At 41.6% G+C, this 18,903-nt stretch carries 17 protein-coding genes; 12 read left to right on the top strand and 5 right to left on the bottom strand.

Annotated features, from left to right (window positions below):
* The first annotated feature begins 9 nt into the window (after nt 1-9).
* Nucleotides 10-336 (top strand): YdbL family protein, encoded by a 327-nt coding sequence (locus Q0688_RS24745; protein WP_299083708.1) that lies wholly within the window; start codon nt 10-12, stop codon nt 334-336.
* A gap of 38 nt (nt 337-374) precedes the next feature.
* Here Q0688_RS24745 and Q0688_RS24740 read toward each other — a convergent pair whose 3' ends face one another.
* Nucleotides 375-1,169 carry a nucleotidyltransferase domain-containing protein gene (locus Q0688_RS24740; protein WP_299083705.1) on the bottom strand — a complete coding sequence of 265 codons (795 nt, stop codon included), beginning with the start codon at nt 1,167-1,169 and terminating at the stop codon, nt 375-377.
* Nucleotides 1,170-1,868: 699 nt separating this feature from the next.
* Here Q0688_RS24740 and Q0688_RS24735 point away from each other — a divergent pair.
* On the top strand, nt 1,869-2,519 hold the full coding sequence (locus Q0688_RS24735; RefSeq protein WP_299083702.1) for a PEP-CTERM sorting domain-containing protein: 651 nt from the start codon (nt 1,869-1,871) through the stop codon (nt 2,517-2,519).
* A gap of 214 nt (nt 2,520-2,733) precedes the next feature.
* Here Q0688_RS24735 and Q0688_RS24730 read toward each other — a convergent pair whose 3' ends face one another.
* Nucleotides 2,734-3,165, bottom strand: coding sequence for a DUF6491 family protein (locus Q0688_RS24730; RefSeq protein ID WP_299083699.1), 432 nt, complete (start codon nt 3,163-3,165; stop codon nt 2,734-2,736).
* A 168-nt stretch (nt 3,166-3,333) separates the two neighbouring features.
* Nucleotides 3,334-4,287 (bottom strand): GlxA family transcriptional regulator, encoded by a 954-nt coding sequence (locus Q0688_RS24725; RefSeq protein WP_299083696.1) that lies wholly within the window; start codon nt 4,285-4,287, stop codon nt 3,334-3,336.
* A gap of 180 nt (nt 4,288-4,467) precedes the next feature.
* Here Q0688_RS24725 and Q0688_RS24720 point away from each other — a divergent pair, with 180 nt between their 5' ends.
* Entirely contained in the window at nt 4,468-6,372 is a 1,905-nt protein-coding gene (locus Q0688_RS24720) for a beta-ketoacyl synthase (protein WP_299083693.1), read from the top strand.
* 51 nt (nt 6,373-6,423) lie between these two features.
* On the opposite strand, the gene Q0688_RS24715 is transcribed toward Q0688_RS24720, so the two are convergent.
* Nucleotides 6,424-7,086, bottom strand: coding sequence for a crotonase/enoyl-CoA hydratase family protein (locus Q0688_RS24715; RefSeq protein WP_299083690.1), 663 nt, complete (start codon nt 7,084-7,086; stop codon nt 6,424-6,426).
* Between the two features lie 209 nt (nt 7,087-7,295).
* On the opposite strand from Q0688_RS24715, the gene Q0688_RS24710 reads away from it, so the two are divergent.
* Complete coding sequence (locus Q0688_RS24710; RefSeq protein ID WP_299083687.1) at nt 7,296-7,724, top strand: PaaI family thioesterase; 429 nt, start codon at nt 7,296-7,298, stop codon at nt 7,722-7,724.
* On the opposite strand, the gene Q0688_RS24705 is transcribed toward Q0688_RS24710, so the two are convergent.
* Nucleotides 7,721-9,412, bottom strand: a complete 1,692-nt coding sequence (locus Q0688_RS24705) for a hypothetical protein (protein ID WP_299083684.1) — start codon at nt 9,410-9,412, stop codon at nt 7,721-7,723. The two genes, Q0688_RS24710 and Q0688_RS24705, sit on opposite strands and share 4 nt — an antisense overlap.
* 335 nt (nt 9,413-9,747) lie before the next feature.
* Between Q0688_RS24705 and Q0688_RS24700 the strand changes: the two genes are divergently transcribed.
* The 8 genes from Q0688_RS24700 to Q0688_RS24665 all read left to right on the top strand — a co-directional run.
* The gene (locus tag Q0688_RS24700; RefSeq protein WP_299083681.1) at nt 9,748-10,794 is read left to right on the top strand and encodes a hypothetical protein; all 1,047 of its coding nucleotides are present in this window, start codon (nt 9,748-9,750) and stop codon (nt 10,792-10,794) included.
* A 112-nt stretch (nt 10,795-10,906) separates the two neighbouring features.
* Nucleotides 10,907-12,304: a copper-containing nitrite reductase gene (gene nirK / locus Q0688_RS24695; RefSeq protein ID WP_299083678.1), complete on the top strand. Its 1,398-nt coding sequence runs from the start codon at nt 10,907-10,909 to the stop codon at nt 12,302-12,304.
* 2 nt (nt 12,305-12,306) lie between these two features.
* Nucleotides 12,307-13,083, top strand: coding sequence for a formylglycine-generating enzyme family protein (locus Q0688_RS24690; RefSeq protein ID WP_299083675.1), 777 nt, complete (start codon nt 12,307-12,309; stop codon nt 13,081-13,083).
* Nucleotides 13,070-13,642, top strand: a complete 573-nt coding sequence (locus Q0688_RS24685; RefSeq protein ID WP_299083673.1) for an SCO family protein — start codon at nt 13,070-13,072, stop codon at nt 13,640-13,642. The genes Q0688_RS24690 and Q0688_RS24685 overlap by 14 nt, the downstream gene beginning before the upstream one ends.
* A gap of 137 nt (nt 13,643-13,779) precedes the next feature.
* Nucleotides 13,780-16,053, top strand: coding sequence for a CehA/McbA family metallohydrolase (locus tag Q0688_RS24680; RefSeq protein ID WP_299083671.1), 2,274 nt, complete (start codon nt 13,780-13,782; stop codon nt 16,051-16,053).
* Between the two features lie 223 nt (nt 16,054-16,276).
* Nucleotides 16,277-17,608: an endo alpha-1,4 polygalactosaminidase gene (locus tag Q0688_RS24675; protein WP_299083667.1), complete on the top strand. Its 1,332-nt coding sequence runs from the start codon at nt 16,277-16,279 to the stop codon at nt 17,606-17,608.
* A 213-nt stretch (nt 17,609-17,821) separates the two neighbouring features.
* Nucleotides 17,822-18,652 (top strand): ABC transporter ATP-binding protein, encoded by an 831-nt coding sequence (locus tag Q0688_RS24670; RefSeq protein WP_299083664.1) that lies wholly within the window; start codon nt 17,822-17,824, stop codon nt 18,650-18,652.
* Nucleotides 18,649-18,903, top strand: a 255-nt coding sequence (locus Q0688_RS24665; protein ID WP_299083661.1) for an iron chelate uptake ABC transporter family permease subunit, incomplete at its 3' end; no start/stop codon positions are given. The genes Q0688_RS24670 and Q0688_RS24665, both read left to right, overlap by 4 nt.

Raw genomic sequence — 18,903 nt, 5'->3', positions numbered from 1 at the left:
AATGACCCGATGACAATGACAACAATTTTTAAATCACTGATAATACTGAGTGTTTTTGTATGCAGTTCGGTTTTTGCGATTGGTTTGGATGAAGCCAAACAACAAGGATTGATTGGTGAAAAAGACAACGGCTACTTAGGTGTTGTGGTTATGCAAAACAACATTCAACAGTTAGTTAATGATATCAATGCTAAACGTAAAGCCGTGTATGCTGACCTCGCTGCTGAAAACGGCATTACTATAGAACAAGTTGAAAAACTAGCCGCCAAAAAAGCCTATTCAAAAACTGAAACAGGTCACTACTTGTGGATGAATGGTAAGTGGCGTAAAAAGTAGCTTTAGCTGATAGTGAGGGGATCCCCCCTCTAAATCACCTAACCTAATATCTCTTGGTTAAAATATTCCAAAGCAAGTTTTTGAGCTTGAGCATTAACTGTTACTTGCTCTTTATCTCTCAACTCAATATATAACGAAATGCACATCTGAAAGGCGGGGATAAGTGCCTCCCTATCTGGTGTAGCGACGGTTTCTTTTAGGCGACTTGTAAAAGCAGGTAAACGTTTTTCAATCGTTCTTACACCTGATGGCGTTAAGCCTTGCTGTTTAAGAGCTAGAGGGGAAAGTGCAGTGGTTCTTAAAAATGATAAAAACTCTATCGCTTCAAAGTATTCACCACGGGCAATCTTAGTCGCTCCATAATGAATCCAAATCCAAAACCTATTTTCAATCCACTGTATATCAGGTTGAGGATATTGATAATTGGAATTGTTGTATATGGTCGATAACTGCCCATCTCGTTCCCACAATACTTTTGTGTCATCCACTCTTGTCGTTGTGTCAGGTAAAGAAACAAACTTAAAATCCACATGAACTAAATCGGGCTCATACAAAGCAATAACTAAGCGTGGCTCACCAACATGCTCACCCGTAAACGCAGCGATTTTACCGTCCACTTTATCTATTAGCTGAAATCGCTCTCTCATCACCTCTGCAAAAAAAATCGGGTCAATGGCAATAACAAGGTCTAAGTCGCTGAATTTGTCCATTGTGTCCGAAGCATATGAGCCGCTTGCTCCAATGCCCAATATGCGATGGTCTTGAGAAAAAGTTTCGATTATCTGGATAAGAAGGCGCTTATGTGCCTGCGCAAGGGTGTTTGGGTATTTCATATTTTACCTATCAAATTAATGTTAAGAACTGTTGTGGCAGTTAGTGCGGTAAAATTAGCGCAGCACCTTAGGTTAATTTGAAACTTACTAAAGTTCAATAGATATAGGTTGCGTTATAGTCCATTGAAAGCGTTGTTTTTGCTATCTATGGTGAGTTATTTAATGTCTGCCAATCGAAGTAAGTCGAAACCTGTCATCTCAAAGTGTTAGATTAGATGTGAGCTAGTAGAAACTTAGATTATCATTAGCCATGCAAAAATTTAGTTTAGACAACGTATTAGCAAAAAACTCAAAAACATGGTGAATTTCAAGAGCTTGAGTTAGCGCTACTTAAAGTAGCATTCTTCTGCCCTAAGTCGAGCCGGAAGAAAGCTAAACGATTCAATCAATACATATCAAAAAAAGAGAGCTAAACTGGCAACTCCAGAAGAACACTAGCTATTTCTAATAAAAATCGCTGAAAACCTGCATGCATTGATGATACAAAGAGAATTGACTGGCTTTACCTATGCCAATCTATCCACCATCTGAAAATACTATAACATTCCTGAAGCAGCGATAAGGCTGTTGGGGAAAGTTTATTAATCGCTAAAAACACTTATTTCAAAATTGGACACTTTGGCCATATTTTCAATATTGCCACTTGGTAAACTACACACCATTGCAACAACAGAATGACGTTTTAGATTGAGGTGTAATGTGAAAAAAATAATTATCCAACTTACTGCTATCGCTACTTTAAGCTTATCTTTCTTCTCTAATGCTGCCATCATTACTCATCAGTGGAAAGTAGATGATGCGATAAATAGCCATGGTTTATGGACGCATAATCTAAAATTTAACAATGATAATTTTTTTAATTTTGATGATGACTTGTACTTAACTGCCTACAACGATGGCACTGCACGATTATATGGTCATGCTTCAGATAGTGGCGTTTCTTGGTTGATCGATGTTATTTGGGATGGCTTTAACGTAACCCCCGATGGAAGCGTTAAAACAGGTGGTGGTCTAATGTTAGACTCATGGGTTTATTACCATAACTTAGTTTCGGGTAGGATTTCTACCCAGGAAGCGGGTGGCTTTGTAGCGAATCTTGAGCGCATTGGACCGGCCTTACAAATTGGTCTGGGTGCCAACGATAAAACGTTAGATTTTGGCGCTTCGGCTTGGTTTAATGTTAACAATACTGGCAAACCAGGTCATTGGGACTTGAACATGGACCTTCAGTTAATATCAAACCCAGAATTGTTTGTCGTGCCACCACCAATTGATGTTCCTGAGCCAGCGATTTTAAGTACATTGTTATTAGGACTTATTGGGATAGGTGCTGCACGTCGCAGAGCATAAATTTAAGAATTGCTGTTTATTTAGAGGCTTTAATTGCCTCTTTTGGATGAATGGTAAGTGGATAAAAAAATAATTATGGCGAAACTCGACTGCAATGACTTATGACAGCTAAATAAAATAAAAGCGCCACTTCCGAAATTGGCGCTTTTATTTATTAGTAGTTTAGACCCGTCCTAAACACCCCTGACAACTTTTACATTGTATAAGTATTAAATTATGACGGATTAGGCTCAGGTCCATATCGCGAAGCAGTTAGTTGTTGTAATTGCACTGGGTGCAATTTATACATTCCCGTTATTGTACACTCGGTATACTTATCACCAAGCCGAATAACTTTATCAACATTGACTCTAACAATTCCGTCATCATCTTCTGTTAAAATGATTTTGCTAGCACGATACATATTTTTGCAATGACTCGGAGTAGTCAAAAAATAATGCTTACTTTTCAATTTAATCGCAATGTGATGATCATCCATCACTCTAAATTGCAACACTTCGGAAGATTCAAAACTGTCTACTGGCGCTAAATTTTGATCGACTATAAAGCTTTCAATATCATTTTTATGGTTTGTTAATGGGCTACTAGTGCATCCAACTAAACTGCAAGTAGCGAAGACTAAAATGCTGTATAAATATTTTTTCATTTGTTTTTCCTTTTCATTTGAGAATACTGAAAAAGTGTTACAGCTAGAACTATACAACCATTAGCAAAACAATCAACCACAGGAATATGAGGTATTGTAACAAATACATTAATGCAACTAGTTGCACTTGCTTGGTTCAGTTTATCCTTATTGTTCAACTATCCATGATCACACACTAAATAGTTTGGCACGTACTGTTTCGCGATATTCCCGAGGCGATGTGGATAACAGTTTCTTAAATAATTCAGTAAAATACCCTACATCTTGATAGCCAATTTTATCCGCTACTTCACTCACATTCAGATTGCTGGTTTGCAATAAATCTTTCGCAATGTCGATACGTTTTTGCTGCAAGTATTGCAACGGTGATTGGGCGGTAGCTTGTTTAAAACGACGATTAAAATTGCGAACGCTCATATCAAAACGTTTTGCCACTTCAGATACTTTTATGTTGCGATGATAATTATCTTGCAACCATATTTGCGCTTGTACTATATCTTCATCTGGGTGGTGATGGGTGCTGCCTTCAAAGTAACTGTTGTGCTCATAAGAACGACGAATTTCATGAGAAAAATTACGTTCAACAAAACTTGCTATAGCCTCACCGTATATACGTTTTACAAAATGCACTGTGAGATCTGCCATGGCATTAACACTGGCCGAACAATACAAACTTGCCGCTTGAGTGATAAAATACTGGCGTTTTAGTTGCACTCTTGGGTAGTCCCTTTGAAACTGGTCAAAGTAATGCCAATGGGTAGTCGCAGCTTTATCATTCAGCAAGCCTGCCTCTGCCAAAAAACAACTGCCGGTCCCAACCGCTGAAATCATCGCACCGTTTTCATAAGCCTTTAATAGCCACTCCAAAAGTTCGGGGTGTTTTTTCACAATAGGCCGAGGATTGCGCCACAAAGCAGGTAAGTAAATAATATCGCTGTCGTTTACCTCTTGCAGTATGGTATCAGGCACAAATTGAAAACCCACGCTGGTTTTAATTGGCCGTTTGTTTATTGCGGTAGTTTGAATTTGAACTGACTTTTCTTTTGCCCCCTTTCTACCGCGAGCAGCACTTTCGGCCGCCTGTAACATTTCAAATGGTAAAGTTGCACTGGTTGCAAGCATGTTGTCGCAAAGTAAAAAAGTAATTTTATACACAATAAAAAATGGCTTTGATCTAGCTAGGTAATGACCAGAATAACGGCAAAATGGCCGAAATACCACAAAATATGGCTAATATAGCCCTCCTAGAATTCGAGTATAGGTACTACACTGCCTACAGATTACAAATTTGGTATTTTAAGTATGTCTGCATTACCCGTTATCGTTGGATTTGGTGGTTTTAATGCCGCTGGCCGCAGCTCATTTCATCACGCCTATCAACGGATGGTGATTGAAAGTTTGCCTGAAGATGATCGTCAAGAAACCTTACTAGGTTTAGCTACCATGATGAAGCTTGTGCGTTTTGAAAATGGAATTTATTTAGATCCAAATGAACAAGCACTCACGGTAGAGCAAGTAATTGAGACCTATTCGGAGCAAATTTTAAACTCGACACTTATTCGTCGGATCGAAAAAAATCACTTTGATGTAGATGCTGTGTACTGGCAAAAAAATGTATCAATGCGCTCCTCTGAGGACCAAGGTATATGTTTTGATGTAAAGCGTAAGCAGCTACCAGACCCTGTCCCGAATAACTGGCTAGTGAGTGATATTGATAAGGAAAACGTCAGCGTTAAGATAATTGGTGACGCTGAATTCAAAGCAAACAGTTATCGTGAGTCACCCGTTAAAGCCGCAGGACAACTACCAAGTGGATTTGAACCGGCCGATCACTACAATGCTCGTTTTCATCCTCGCGCCTTACAAATGGCAATAATGGGCGCGTCTGATGCCATTCGTTCAATGGGCATTGAATGGAAAACGGTTGTGGATGCGGTTAAGCCTGATGAAATAGGGGTTTATGCCAGCAATGCGATGTCGCAGCTTGACGAGAATGGCTTTGGTGGCATGTTGCAGTCACGACTAAAAGGTGGCCGTGTTAGCACTAAGCAATGCCCATTAGGGCTAAATACCATGCCAGCTGACTTTGTTAATGCTTATGTTCTTGGCAGCGTTGGGCATACAGGCGCTATTGTTGGCGCATGTGCAACCTTTCTTTACAATCTCAAGGCGGCAATCGAAGACATCAATAATGGCAAACGTCGCGTAGCTGTAGTGGGCAATGCCGAAGCACCAATAACGTCAGAAGTCATAGATGGTTATGGCACTATGGGGGCCTTAGCTAGTGACGACAATTTGAAGCGTTTAGACCAAAGCGATGCAGTAGATCATAGGCGAGCAAGTCGTCCTTTTGGCGAAAATTGTGGTTTTACGATAGCCGAATCAACTCAGTACGTTGTGTTAATGGACGATGCACTTGCCTTAGAGCTCGGAGCCGATATTCACGGCGCAATCAGCGATGTATTTATTAATGCAGATGGTTACAAAAAATCCATTTCGGCCCCAGGACCAGGTAATTATATTACCATGGCCAAAGCCGTTGCTGCAGCGCGAGCCATTGTAGGTGATGAGTCTGTACGCGAACGTTCATTCATTCAAGCTCATGGTTCAAGTACGCCAGCTAATCGCATTACTGAGTCGCGAATTTTTCATGATGTTGCCAGCACCTTCGATATTCAAAATTGGCCCGTCACTGCGGTCAAAGCATATGTAGGTCATTCTTTATCTCCAGCGAGTGCTGAACAACTTATGGTGAGTTTAGGGGTGTTTAAATATGGCATTATTCCGGGCATTAAAACCATAGACAAAGTAGCTGAAGATGTTTACGACGAGCGGCTCAATATTTCCACCACCGATACTGAAAAAGGTGCGGGAAACCTCGATGTGGCGTTTCTAAACTCAAAAGGTTTTGGTGGCAACAATGCCACTGCGACAGTTTTGTCACCACAGATTGTGGATAAGATGCTAACCAAACGCTATAGCAAAGCAGACATTGCAGATTATGAGTCTCGTAGGCAACAAGTACGTACCAAAGCGACTGCCTATAACCTAGCTGCGAATCAAGGTTACTTCGATACAATTTATCATTTTGGGCAGGATCTTATCGACGAAAACGATATTCAGATAACTGATAAAGAAATCCGGATCCCAGGCTTCGCCAATTCTATCGACTTAACTATGAGCAATCGTTTTAAAGATATGATTTAGTTCTCCCAATTCAAAAATTAGGAGAACTGTGATGCAAGTTAGACGTAAGTGTTAACCGTGAAGAGATTCAGAAATCTCTTTAATTTCTTTGGCTCGCATAAACCGCTTATTTTCTTTATAACGAGCGCTAGGCAATCCACTTAACTCGGCCAATTTTGCTAAAGCTGTTTGTTGTACCTGTTCAGCATCAACCGCTTCATCTAACATCCCAATTTTTGCTGCTTGAGAGGCAGAATACCCCTCTGATTGAATGATGGCTCTAGAATGAAACTTAGGATCTATATGGGTTTTCGCCAACACTCTTAAGGTTTCGTTAAAAGGCATATCAATTGCAGTTTCGGGAAGTTTAAGCACAAACTCACCCAAGGCACCGACGCGGTAATCAGCAGCCAGTAACAAAAACACGCCCATACCCACTGCATGACCTTCACAGGCCACAACAATAGGTAGCGGATGTGAATAAATTTTTTCTAACAACAACATGCCATTGCCAACCATTTTTTGCGCCGCTTCTGGGCCTGTGGCCATAACTTTTAAGTCGAAGCCAGCAGAAAATATCCCTACGTGCCCAGTAATTAGTACCCCTTTGGCTTCTTTTTCGGCGCGATCAAGGTTCACCATAAATTCTTCAGCAAGCTCAAATGACACCGCATTGGCTTTACCGTTATCCAGAGATATTTTGGCGATACCGCCCTCAAGTAGTTCGTAATTCATAGTATTCGCCATTCCTCGGTTCTATCTAAAGTTGTAATTATTACGAATACTACCTGTTTTATGGTGATAATAGGAATGGCTTTGATGATTGAGGATATATTTTAAATAGTGATTTATGCCGATAGGAATTAGAAAACATATGGCTTTGGAAGACTGGTAGCATTACTCACTATGAATACAAGCTTTTTTCTAAAAATTTGCAGGCAGTTATGAGCGACAAAAATAAATTAATCCAATCTATCAATCAGCAAGGGCCAGGGTTTATCAAAATGATGGGAGGGAAGCTGGTCGATCTAGATATGGATAACAAGGCCTGCACCTTTGAATTTAACATCGGCACAGACTTTTGCCATTCTATAGATGTAGTGCAAGGTGGTTTTGTGACAGCCATGTTAGACGCAGCTATGAGCCACGCTGTGTTTGTTTGTGACCAAGAGATAGTCAATGTCTCATCTCTTGAGATTAAAACCTCTTACTTGGCCGCTACCCGCGCTGGGAAACTTAGAGTAGAAGGCTGGGTTATAAAACAAAGCTACAAAACCGCCTTTATGGAAAGTCGAATTTATAACCAAGACGATGAACTTACTGCCACTGCTAGTTCAGTGGCAAAGTTAATTCGCGCACCTAAACCCGATTAAAATCGCGAAGAGGTCAATACCACGTCAGCATCGGCCCAAGCTTTGACAAAGCGATTATCGATCACTTTTGCAACCGCAATATTATCTTGGGCAAGCAAACTTTGTTTTAATCCAAACAAGGAATAGCCATTTTCTGGATTACGTCTTAAGTCTTCCCAATAAACTACCTCGGCTTCAGCTGGCAGGTTTGCTTCTAGTAATAAGGCGCCTAAGATATGGCGAACTGGAAAGTACCAATCCGGTGGTTCGTTGTACATGAGGGCGTCTTCTAAACGGGCCGCTTTTTCTAAATGACTTATAGCCTTTGTATAGTTTTCTTTTTTGCCCTCAATCTCTCCTGCTAAGACGTTATTTGCTATAGCAAGTAGCTGTCCTGCAGCCCCAAACCCCACATAATAGTTGGCGTCGCTTGCCACAATTTTCTGCATATCATTTAACGATTCTAGATGTTTTTGAGCTCGCTTTAATTGTCCTTGATGGATAGCTGCCATGCCCTGAGCATACAACCATACCCCTGTTATAAAGCGTGCATTTTTATGTGGACGGGGTTCTGCTTGAATAGCTTTCCATTGACCAAAGCGAACTAAAACAAACAGCGGTTGGCTTAAGAAGGCTTCATTCAGGCCCCAAGTATTTTCACCGCCAAATTTAGGGATTTTATCCGCAACCTGACGGGCGGCAGCTATCGCTGCGTTGGAACGACCTTGAAACATTGCCGACCATACAAGAAAATGAATGTTGTGAGGATAGTAACCCAAAGGATATAAGCCTTGTGCGCGGCACTGAGTAATATAGCCTTCATCGGCAACAATAGCCGCAGCATTGGCGGCATAAGAATCGGCATAACGTCCCACTCGCATATAAATATGAGAAGGCATGTGCACTAAATGCCCTGCTCCGGGCATTAATTTCCCTAAGCGATCAGCCGCTGCTACGCCCAATTCAGGACGGAAGGCTTCCACCGTATGGATCAAATAATGGTTTGCCCCTGCATGATTAGGATTGCGATCTAAAACCGATTGCAAGGTACTTAAGATAACTTGAGTATGCTGTTTCGGCGAACCATCCCTGAACCAATAATCCCATGGATTAGTATTCATTATGGCGGCAGCATATAGGGTTGCAGCATCTAAATCCTCTGGATACTGCTTTACTAGCTTTGCCATTGCTGTGGCATAGTCTGTATCCAACTTTTCACGAGAAACGTCTTTATCATCTGAGTATCTTACCGCTAACGCCTCGATATAGGCTTTTTCGCGAGAGCTGACCTTGTCCTTTAAACTTTCTGCTTTTGAGACTGCCATAAACGCCTGATCTTGCACACTAGGCTGCATCGGCAAATTTAAATTGGGCCCTAACACTAATGCCCAGCCCCAGTACGCCATGGCGTTATTGGGATCTAAACGTACCGCCTCTTTAAAAGCTCTAAGAGCTTCAGAATGATTAAAACCTAAAGTAAGACGATAACCTTGATTAACAAAGGCTTGCGAGGCGGCCACATCAGTGGTCACGATGAATTGATGATCACCTAAGTTAGCCAGTGCAGGAGCAATCGCTTTAGTCGCGGTAAAGGGGTCGGCTGCAATTGCTCGAGGGTCATGCACTGCTGCTTGAGACACTGTCACAAACATCACACAAAGAGTGCACAGCAACTTACTATTTATAAAGGATGTAACAAAAGCAAACATAATAGTCTCCATACAAATAATTGAGTTAATAACTGAATGCTGCTTTTACTAAAAGCCTAGTTGGCATTAGCTTATACCAATCGCCATAAGTAATCACCCAGGCGAGGTTTAAAAGCGCCTACTCTGCGTTGCCCGAACTTACAATAGAATAACTATTGCTTCATTCGAGCGCCTTGATTAGGTGCTTTTAAATCTCGCTGAGTGATCAATTGTTAGGATGGATTAATGGTATTACACCCATAGAGAGAAAAATTGCAGCTTCTCATTGATCTAAATCAAGATGAAGAGTAAACCAAAAGATAAAGTTTATATTTGTTGCTCTAATAGCGGTAAGGATGATGACCTCTAATTCTGATCCTCGTTTAGTTAAAGCGGAAGATTTTCCTAAAAGCGGGACGGTTAAACAGCAACTGCAATTTTTGCTCAATTATGCGGTACTAGCGCCTTCTGGACACAATGCCCAACCTTGGCTTTTTCGCATGACCCACAACAGTGTCGAATTGATTTTTAATCGCAGCCGCGCCTTAGCTGTGATCGACCCTGACAATCGAGAAATGACAATCAGTTGTGGAGCGGCCTTAGGTAACCTAGAAGTGGCTGCTCGTTATTTTGGTTTTCAGCCAGTTATTCAACTTAGTAGTTACGAAAACACACCAGATTGCCTAGCAACAATAACTCTCGTTAAAGGCAGCGCACCTAGTGAAAGTGATATTGCATTATTTAAAGCCATTACTGTTCGTCAGACAAATCGCCGGCCTTTTTCCTCTGAGAAATTATCTGAAGAAATACTTAAGTTATGCGTTAACACAGCCGCAAATTTTGCAGTGAATTTTTCGTACCACAGTAATCAAAAAATAAAGGCAGAAATAGCAAAATTGACCATGTTTGCAGACAAAAGACAGTTTGCAAAACCTTGGTTTAGAATAGAACTTGCCACTTGGATGCACTCCAATAAAAGAGGCGAGAAAGATGGAATGTCTGCCTACCGTTTTGGATTACCCGATGTATTCACTCCTCTAACTAGCTTCATAATTAAAACCTTTAATTTGGGAAACCGAGTCGCCCAAAGCAACAAGCGAAAAATTCAAGAAAGCTCTCCTGTTTTAGGCGTGTTTTCCTCGGTTCAAGACCAACAAGAAGACTGGATTAATACAGGTAGAGCCTTAGCCCAGGTACTACTCATTTTTACCTCTGTAGGTTTTAGTGCCTCCTATTTAAACCAAAGCATTGAAACTGGATCTTTACGCAAGCTTCTGCAGCAAGAATTTAGTGTTTCTGACTATCCACAAATCATGGTGAGAATTGGTCGAGCTGATCCTGCCGAGTTTTCCGTTAGGCGCTCGGTAGAAGATTGTCTAGTTGATACCAATCCTTCCAAGTAATTGCTCCTCACTTAGCTAAATTTCAGTTGCTTGATCCACATCAACTCATATAAGTCAGTTCCCTAGATACTAGGGGCGACACACTTCCAAAAAACAAAATGAGGTTCACACTATGAAAACTCGTAAAATGAAAAGTGCATGCTGGTTATTATTAACCGCTTTTTTAAGCATCAATATTCAGGCTAAAAATTTGGTTACTGAACAGGCCACACTTACCGCTCCGCCTATGGTTCCGCCTCCAATCAACCGAACTCACAACGCAAAAGTGGTCATTAACCTTGAGACACGAGAACAAGTAGGCTCAATTGCAGATGGCGTTGATTACGTTTTTTGGTCATTTGGGGAAACGGTTCCTGGCAGTTTTATTCGTATTAGACAAGGCGACGAAGTAGAATTTCATCTGTCAAATCATCCTAGTTCAAAAATGCCCCACAATATCGACTTACATGCCGTGACAGGCCCAGGTGGAGGAGCAGTATCGTCATTTACAGCACCGGGGCACACTTCTACATTTAGCTTCACCGCACTTAATCCTGGTCTATACGTTTATCATTGCGCAACGGCACCTGTAGGCATGCATATAGCAAACGGCATGTACGGTCTTATCTTAGTTGAGCCAAAAGAAGGCTTACCAAAAGTTGACCGTGAATATTACGTGGTGCAAGGGGACTTTTATACCAAAGGGGAATACGGTGAGGCGGGTTTGCAGCCTTTTGATATGGAGAAAGCCATAGATGAAGATGCCGATTACGTGGTATTTAACGGTTCTGTGGGCAGCACCACTAACGAAAAATCCTTAACCGCCAATGTAGGCGAAACAGTACGTTTATATGTAGGTAATGGCGGGCCTAATTTGGTTTCATCTTTCCATGTAATCGGTGAGATTTTCGACACCGTCTATGTTGAAGGGGGAGACCTAAAAAATCACAATGTTCAAACTACGATCATTCCCGCTGGAGGTGCAGCAATTGTAGAGTTTAAAGTAGACGTACCTGGCACTTTTATTATTGTCGACCACTCTATTTTTAGGGCGTTTAACAAAGGGGCCTTGGCTATGCTGAATGTCGATGGTGCCGACGAGCCGAGTATTTACTCAGGCAAGCAAGCTGACAATGTGTATTTACCAGAAGGTTCAGCCGTACAGACCTTAGACGAAGATTATGTGGTGGCGACCGCAAAAACCAAAGAAGAGCAAATTCGCTTTGGCCAAAGGGTATACGAGGCAAACTGCCTTGCTTGCCATCAGGCCAAAGGACAAGGCATACCCTCGGCGTTTCCTCCATTGGCGAAATCTGACTACTTAAATGCCAATCCTATGTTGGGTGTCAACGCCATTATTAAAGGGTTATCAGGGCCGATTAAAGTGAATGGTGTCAACTATGATGGTGTGATGCCCGCCATGCAACTTAGTGATCAAGACATTGCCAATGTCATGACCTTTGTACTCAATAGTTGGGACAACAAAGGCGGGCAAATTTCAGCAGAAGAAGTAGCTAATAGGCGTCATTAAGAATGTTGCATTCTTTACTATTTTTATCTGTTTTGTTGGGGGCTGGGCAGAATATGGTGCAGATCCCTGGGGGCGATTATCGCCCCCTTTATATGAGCAAAGACAGCCCTCAAACACAAGTTAAGGCGTTCAAAATAGATACAATGCCAGTCACTAACCGGCAGTATTTGCTGTTTGTCGCGGCTAATCCCCGTTGGCAATATCAGTCCATTCCGCAGATTTTTGCCGAGCCTCAATACCTGCAACACTGGGCAGAAAAAGATATGCAAAGACAGCCCTCTAAGAAACAGCTTAACAGTCCTGTGACTCATGTTTCTTGGTTTGCCGCCCAAGCCTATTGCCGCTCACTCAACAAACGATTACCCACTGTTGCCGAATGGGAGCGAGTCGCAAGCGCCAGTGAATCGCAGGCCGATGGAAGCCAGGAAAAAAACTACCATCAGCGTATTTTGGAATGGTATAGCCTGCCAAATAGCCAACAATTACCTGATGTTGGCAGTACCCCCCCTAATTTTTGGGGTGTACACGACCTACATGGATTGATATGGGAATGGACTCAAGATTTCAATTCTGCACTGGTCAGCGGTGAATCTCGTGGTGATAGCAAGATTGACCAAAGGTTGTTTTGTGCGGCGGGCGCTCAAGGCGCAGCCGATCCCAGCAATTATGCTGCTTTTATGCGTTTCGGATTTCGCTCTAGTTTACAGGCAAAATTTACCTTACCTAATCTAGGCTTTCGCTGTGCATCTTCTAAGGAGAACTCTTATGAAAAAATGTAATCTCACTATTCTAATTAAGCCGTTGCTGCTAACCCTGCTACTGATGGCGCCCCAAGCCTATTCAAAGTCGCTGCCCCAAGATTCGATTTATCAACTAGATAGCTCTTGGATAGATCAAGACGGCAACAAACGCGCCCTCAGCAGTTTTGCTGGTAAAAAACAGATAGTCAGTCTTATTTACACCCACTGTTTACATACCTGCCCGACTATAGTTTCGACCATGCAAGCCATAGAACATAAGCTCAGTGCGGCAGAAAAACAGGATCTAGGGTTTATCTTAGTCTCATTAACACCGGATACAGATACACCAGCAGTGTTGCGAGAATTCGCGCAAAAAAGGCAACTGAATACCGACAACTGGAGCTTGCTAACCGGCAGTGATGAAGATGTGCGCAGTTTAGCCATGGTTTTAAATATTAGATATCAAAATGTTGCCGACAATGAAGTTAATCATTCCAATCTTATATCTGGGCTAGATAGTCAAGGCAGGCTCAAGTTTCAAGAAATTGGCGAACTTGGCAACGCCGAAAAAGCAGTGCAGTCACTTAAAAAATTTTAGTATTAATTTGCAGAATGGTTGGCAACTAGGCCTTCCATTTTGACTAATCCCCCTCTATTCATTGCTTAGTTGTGAAACAGGGTTTACCCTGCGTACGCTTTTTTCCAGAAAGATAGTTTCACTCTTAGGTCATTGTCATGCAAAAACTCCTTTATCAATCCTTGCTGCTACGCATTGTTATATCAATATCTAGCTTATTATTAGTCGCTCAAACTTCTGCGGCTGTCTCAATTATTCATGGCAAAACAATCATCCCTTCTGGCAATGCCACATCAGAACAAGACTTAACTATAAAAAATGACAAATTGGCATTTTCACTGGCGATAGGCTCAGCGCCGCCTTGGGGTGTTGCCCGTGGCTGTATTGTTGATATTGCCGTGGTTGCAGCAGATGGAACTTTAAGTCAAGATCGCGTCGCCTTTGCTGATTTTATTCCAAATAACTGGTCAAGCTGGCCCAATACTTATCAAAAAGTTGAGATTGTTAAAGACAGCAAGGAGCAAGCAATAGTTAAGGTTATCCGTGATTTTTCTAAGATTGTGATCACCACTGTTTATAGCCTAGCGGCAGGCTCTGATCGTATTCAAGTTGAAACCACTATGTACAACCAAGGTGAGTCATTAACTGATTTATTATCCGGTTATACCTTATGGACTGATGCAGGTTTTAAATTTGCAGTGCCGAAAGATAACAACAACACCCAAACAGATATCGAAAATTACCTCACCGACCGTTTTGTTGGTTATGACAGCAATTGGGCTATTGCCTTACATGCACCCTATATGACTCAGGTAAAACAACAATCACGGGATCTGTACACTTTACATAATTTAAAAAACGCCACTTCAGTGACATTTAAAGGTGAATATCAGGTATTAGCCAGTGGTGACTTATCGCCGGTAATATATGAAGAAATTGCACGTAAAAACCTACCAGCCGGTACCTTAACGGGCAGCGTCAAAACCCAAGGCGGCAAACCTGTCGACGAACCAGCTGTTGTGGTACTAAAAGATGATGTGCCTTTTATTTGGACGATAGGAAAAGATGGCCTGTTTAGCATTGATTTACCGGTGGGAGACTATCAAGTGTATGCCACAGGTAAAGGCTATTCTGACAGCAAAAAACATCATATCAACATCAAAAATAAACAGGCACAAAGCCTAATATTTGATGATCTACTGGCGCCGGGTAAAATAGCCATTAAAGTGACAGATGCACATACCCGCGCGGCGTTAGATGCCAAAATTCAAATCGAGAAAGGCAATAAACCCCTTATTGAGTTTTTGGGTGCTAAAACATTTTTTACAAATTTAGACCCAGTTGGCAAGGCCAAATTTACTTTGGCCCCGGGAGATTACCAACTAAAAATTTCCTCTGGCGCAGGTTTTGTTGCGCAGCCGCAATTGCTTGAGGTAAAAGTTGCCGCCAACAAAACAACCCAATTACATAGCGAAATTTTAGTTGCTACCTATCCCACACAACAGGGTTGGTATAGCGCTGACTTACATCATCATGCCGATGTACTCGAAGGCTCAACTCCACCAGAATATTTAGTGCGTTCGCAGCTAGCGGCAGGGTTAAATGTGACTTTTGTAAGCGATCATGACTCAACCAAAAACCACAAGGTTATTAAAACATTATCGGATAAACGTGGCGTGCCTTTTGTTCCGTCTATAGAGATTTCTCCTTCTTGGGGGCATTTTAATGCTTTCCCCATCGATATTGGTGCGCAACTTTCTGTAGATCCTGGCATCGATGATATCCAAAGTATTATCAAAGATGCTAGACGTATGGGCGCCACAGCCATTGCATCTAATCATCCCTTTATTCCCTATGGCTATTTCAGTAGTCTTAAAAAAGGCACAGTTCCAAGTGGCTTTTATCCTAGCTTCGACCTCATTGAAATAAATGCAGGGGTTGACTATGCCAAGACTCTTGAGAAAGCCCGTAAATTTTGGTCACAGGGATTACCCTATTATTACACTGCAGGCACAGATACCCATGATGTCTGGAACGAAACCAGCGGCCTTAACCGTATGTTTGTGTATACCGCCAGCAAACCCAATGCTAAAGCCTTTGCTTTGGCCATGAAAAGTGGGCGTTCTTATGTTTCATTTGGTCCCATCATCTATCCGCAAAACATCATGTTCGGCGATACCTTAAAATTTACTGCAAACCAAACACAATCCATCCGTTTTGAACTGCTATCGGTGAATGGACTGAAATCTGTAACCTTAATGGGAAATGCAGGGGTTATCAGTAAACAGACCTTGTCTGGTGACAAAGTTTTGGTTGAATTTGAAGTACCGCAAAGATCGGGCTGGTTAAGTTTAATTGTAGAAGACAGCAAAGGGCATAAAGCCTATTCGAATCCTATTTGGCTTAAAATGATTGATAAAACACAATTCTGAGAATTTTGAGCCAAACAACCTAGTTAGTTGTAACTTGCACTATCTAATCCATCGAACATATACGAACAAAATATACTAATGTATAAGCGTAATTTAGACATTTTTTCTGGGTTATGGCAGCGTACCCACAGCGAGAAACAAATTTAATGAAGTAAGTATATGGTTAGGTAAACACTAAAACTTATTGCATAAGTCTATATGAAAAATCCACAGGACTATTAATATGAACATTAAAAAATGGGTAACAGTTACCTCGATATTAACATCAGCCATCTTCAGTCACTTGGCCTTAGCAAATACACTAAGTGTGACAAAAATCACCACCAACAAAGGCAACGTAAGCGATCAAGGAGTTAGTGTTTTAGATAATCTTGAACAATCTGGCCAACAGGATAATTGGAATACTTACCTTGAAATGGCGCCAAACAGCAAAAAGTTTGTGGGTATATTTCACTTCAATCAGCCTATCGATGACGACTGGCAACAAATGATTGTTAACGTGAATACCCTAGGTGAATCAAGTGACACTCAGCGCTGGAAATTTCAACTTCGCGATTTTTCAAGGAACAAATGGGTAACCATAGGCGACAATAATGAGGCCGATGCTTGGATTTGGCATCATCAGACTTTTAGTATCGACCAAGATATCCAAAATTTTATCAATAGTTCGGGCAACATCAAACTACGTTATCTCTCAAATAACGCGGTGGATATCAGTAATGTTGACTTAGCCACTATTGAACTGGTTACAGATGAAGTAGTAGAGCCACCGCCTCCCCCACCTCCTCCAAGTGAAGGAGATTGGTGGCAACCCTCGCCAGATGAAAATATTACCTGGCAGTGGCAAATCAATGGCACTTTGGATACCAGTCTAAATGTGGACATGTACGATATTGACTTGTTTGATACCAGCACAGAGCAGATCGCGGCTCTTAAAGCGTCAAACCGCATTGTTGTATGTTACTTCAGTGCTGGCACCTATGAAGGATGGCGCGAAGATTGGCAAACCTTCTTTCCCTTTATCGAAGGCGATGCTTACTCGGGATCACAAGCCCCTTTTGCCGGAAATATGGCCGATTGGGATGAGCGCTGGTTGGATATAAGTCGTATCGATTTATTAGAAGATATTATGCGTTCGCGCATGCAACTCGCGGTTGCAAAAGGTTGCGATGCGGTTGAGCCAGACAACATGGACGCCTATTCTAATAGCGCCGAAACAGGTATTGCTTTAACTGCTCAAGATCAATTGAATTACAATCGCTTTATTGCCGAACTCGCTCACGAATATGGGTTATCGGTTGGCCTTAAAAATGACGTTGAACAACTACCAGAATTGGTTGACTATTTTGACTGGGCACTCAACGAACAGTGTTTCCAATACAATGAATGTAACGGATACGATGTGTTCGTTAACGCTGGAAAAGCTGTATTCGGGGTAGAATATTCGGGCGATGCATCTCAGTTTTGTGCTCAAGCACATAGTCAAAATCTAAATTGGCTTAAAAAGAAATTATCCCTTAACGCTTGGCGACTGGGATGTGAAGATTACGATTAGTCTTCAAAAAGAGTAAACAATTTTCAATTTTATAATCCTCGCTTCAAGTGAGGATTATTTGTTCTGCAAATAAATTAACCCTCGAATATGATCTACATAGTTGCTATATTTCAACGCCTTTAAATAATGTTTCGTGGCTAACTTTTAGCTTGCAAACTTGAGCTAACACCTTGATTAATAATATAAATACAATGGAACACAGTGAGCTATTGCATGTCTAACTCGAGCTCCCTTGTTGTCGATGGTGTTAGTTTAAAAATTGCTGAGCAACAAATATTATCTGATGTAAGTCTTCACCTTTGTGTAGGGCAAGTTGTTGGAGTACTTGGCCCTAATGGCGCGGGTAAAACTAGCTTACTAAAAATCATATCTGGGCAATTGGGTAACTATCATAATGTGAGTTGGAAAGGTAAAACGTTGGCAGACTACGATGCGATGTCTTTAGCGCGGCAAATTGCAGTGGTCAATCAGCTTAACGACAGCGTTTTTTCGTTAAATCTATACCAAATTGTGCGTATGGGTTTATTACCTCACAAATCTTTGCTGAGTCAACATACTTCAGAAGACGAAAAGAGTATTCGAGATGCCATCTCGCAAGTAGGTCTTGATGCAAAGATCCACCAAACTTTTAGCTCGTTATCGGGTGGCGAGCAACAACGAGGTTTGATTGCTCGTGCTTTAGTTCAAAAAGCGGCACTGATTATCTTAGACGAACCCGTCAATCATTTAGATATTTATTATCAGCATCAAATACTTAGATTATTGCGAAGCTTAGCCAAATCTTTAAATATTACGGTTGTGATGAGCCTACATGACTTAAATTTGGCAGCTAATTACTGCGACCAAGTATGCTTATTAGACCAAGGTAAAATAGTAGCTGATGGTTCACCTCAGCAAGTGTTTACCGCCGAGCGTTTACAACAAGTGTTTAAAATCCCCTGTGAAGTGCGTATATCCAATAGCTCCAGCACTTTTAGAGTTGACTTTTACCCTCCAAAATTTGATGAAGACCCATCAATTGAAGTAAAAGGTCAAACACTATGAACCCGAAGTGGATTTTGTTTTTAGTCTTGGCCTTTATATCGCCTATTGCCGCGTTATTTTTTGGCGCTTCTGACTTATCTAATGCTGAACTCATCCAGTGCATTTCCCAAGGTTGCCAAGATCCCGTCAATAATATGATTTTTTGGGAAGTCCGCGCACCTCGCGTATTAGTGGGTTTTTTAGTAGGGGCTGGGTTAGCGGTAGCCGGTGCCACATTGCAGAATGTAACCCGCAATGGCTTGGCCGATCCC

Origin of the sequence: uncultured Paraglaciecola sp., assembly GCF_937123705.1 — a bacterium.
GTDB lineage: Bacteria > Pseudomonadota > Gammaproteobacteria > Enterobacterales > Alteromonadaceae > Paraglaciecola.
This window is presented reverse-complemented; position numbering and strand designations above follow the sequence as displayed.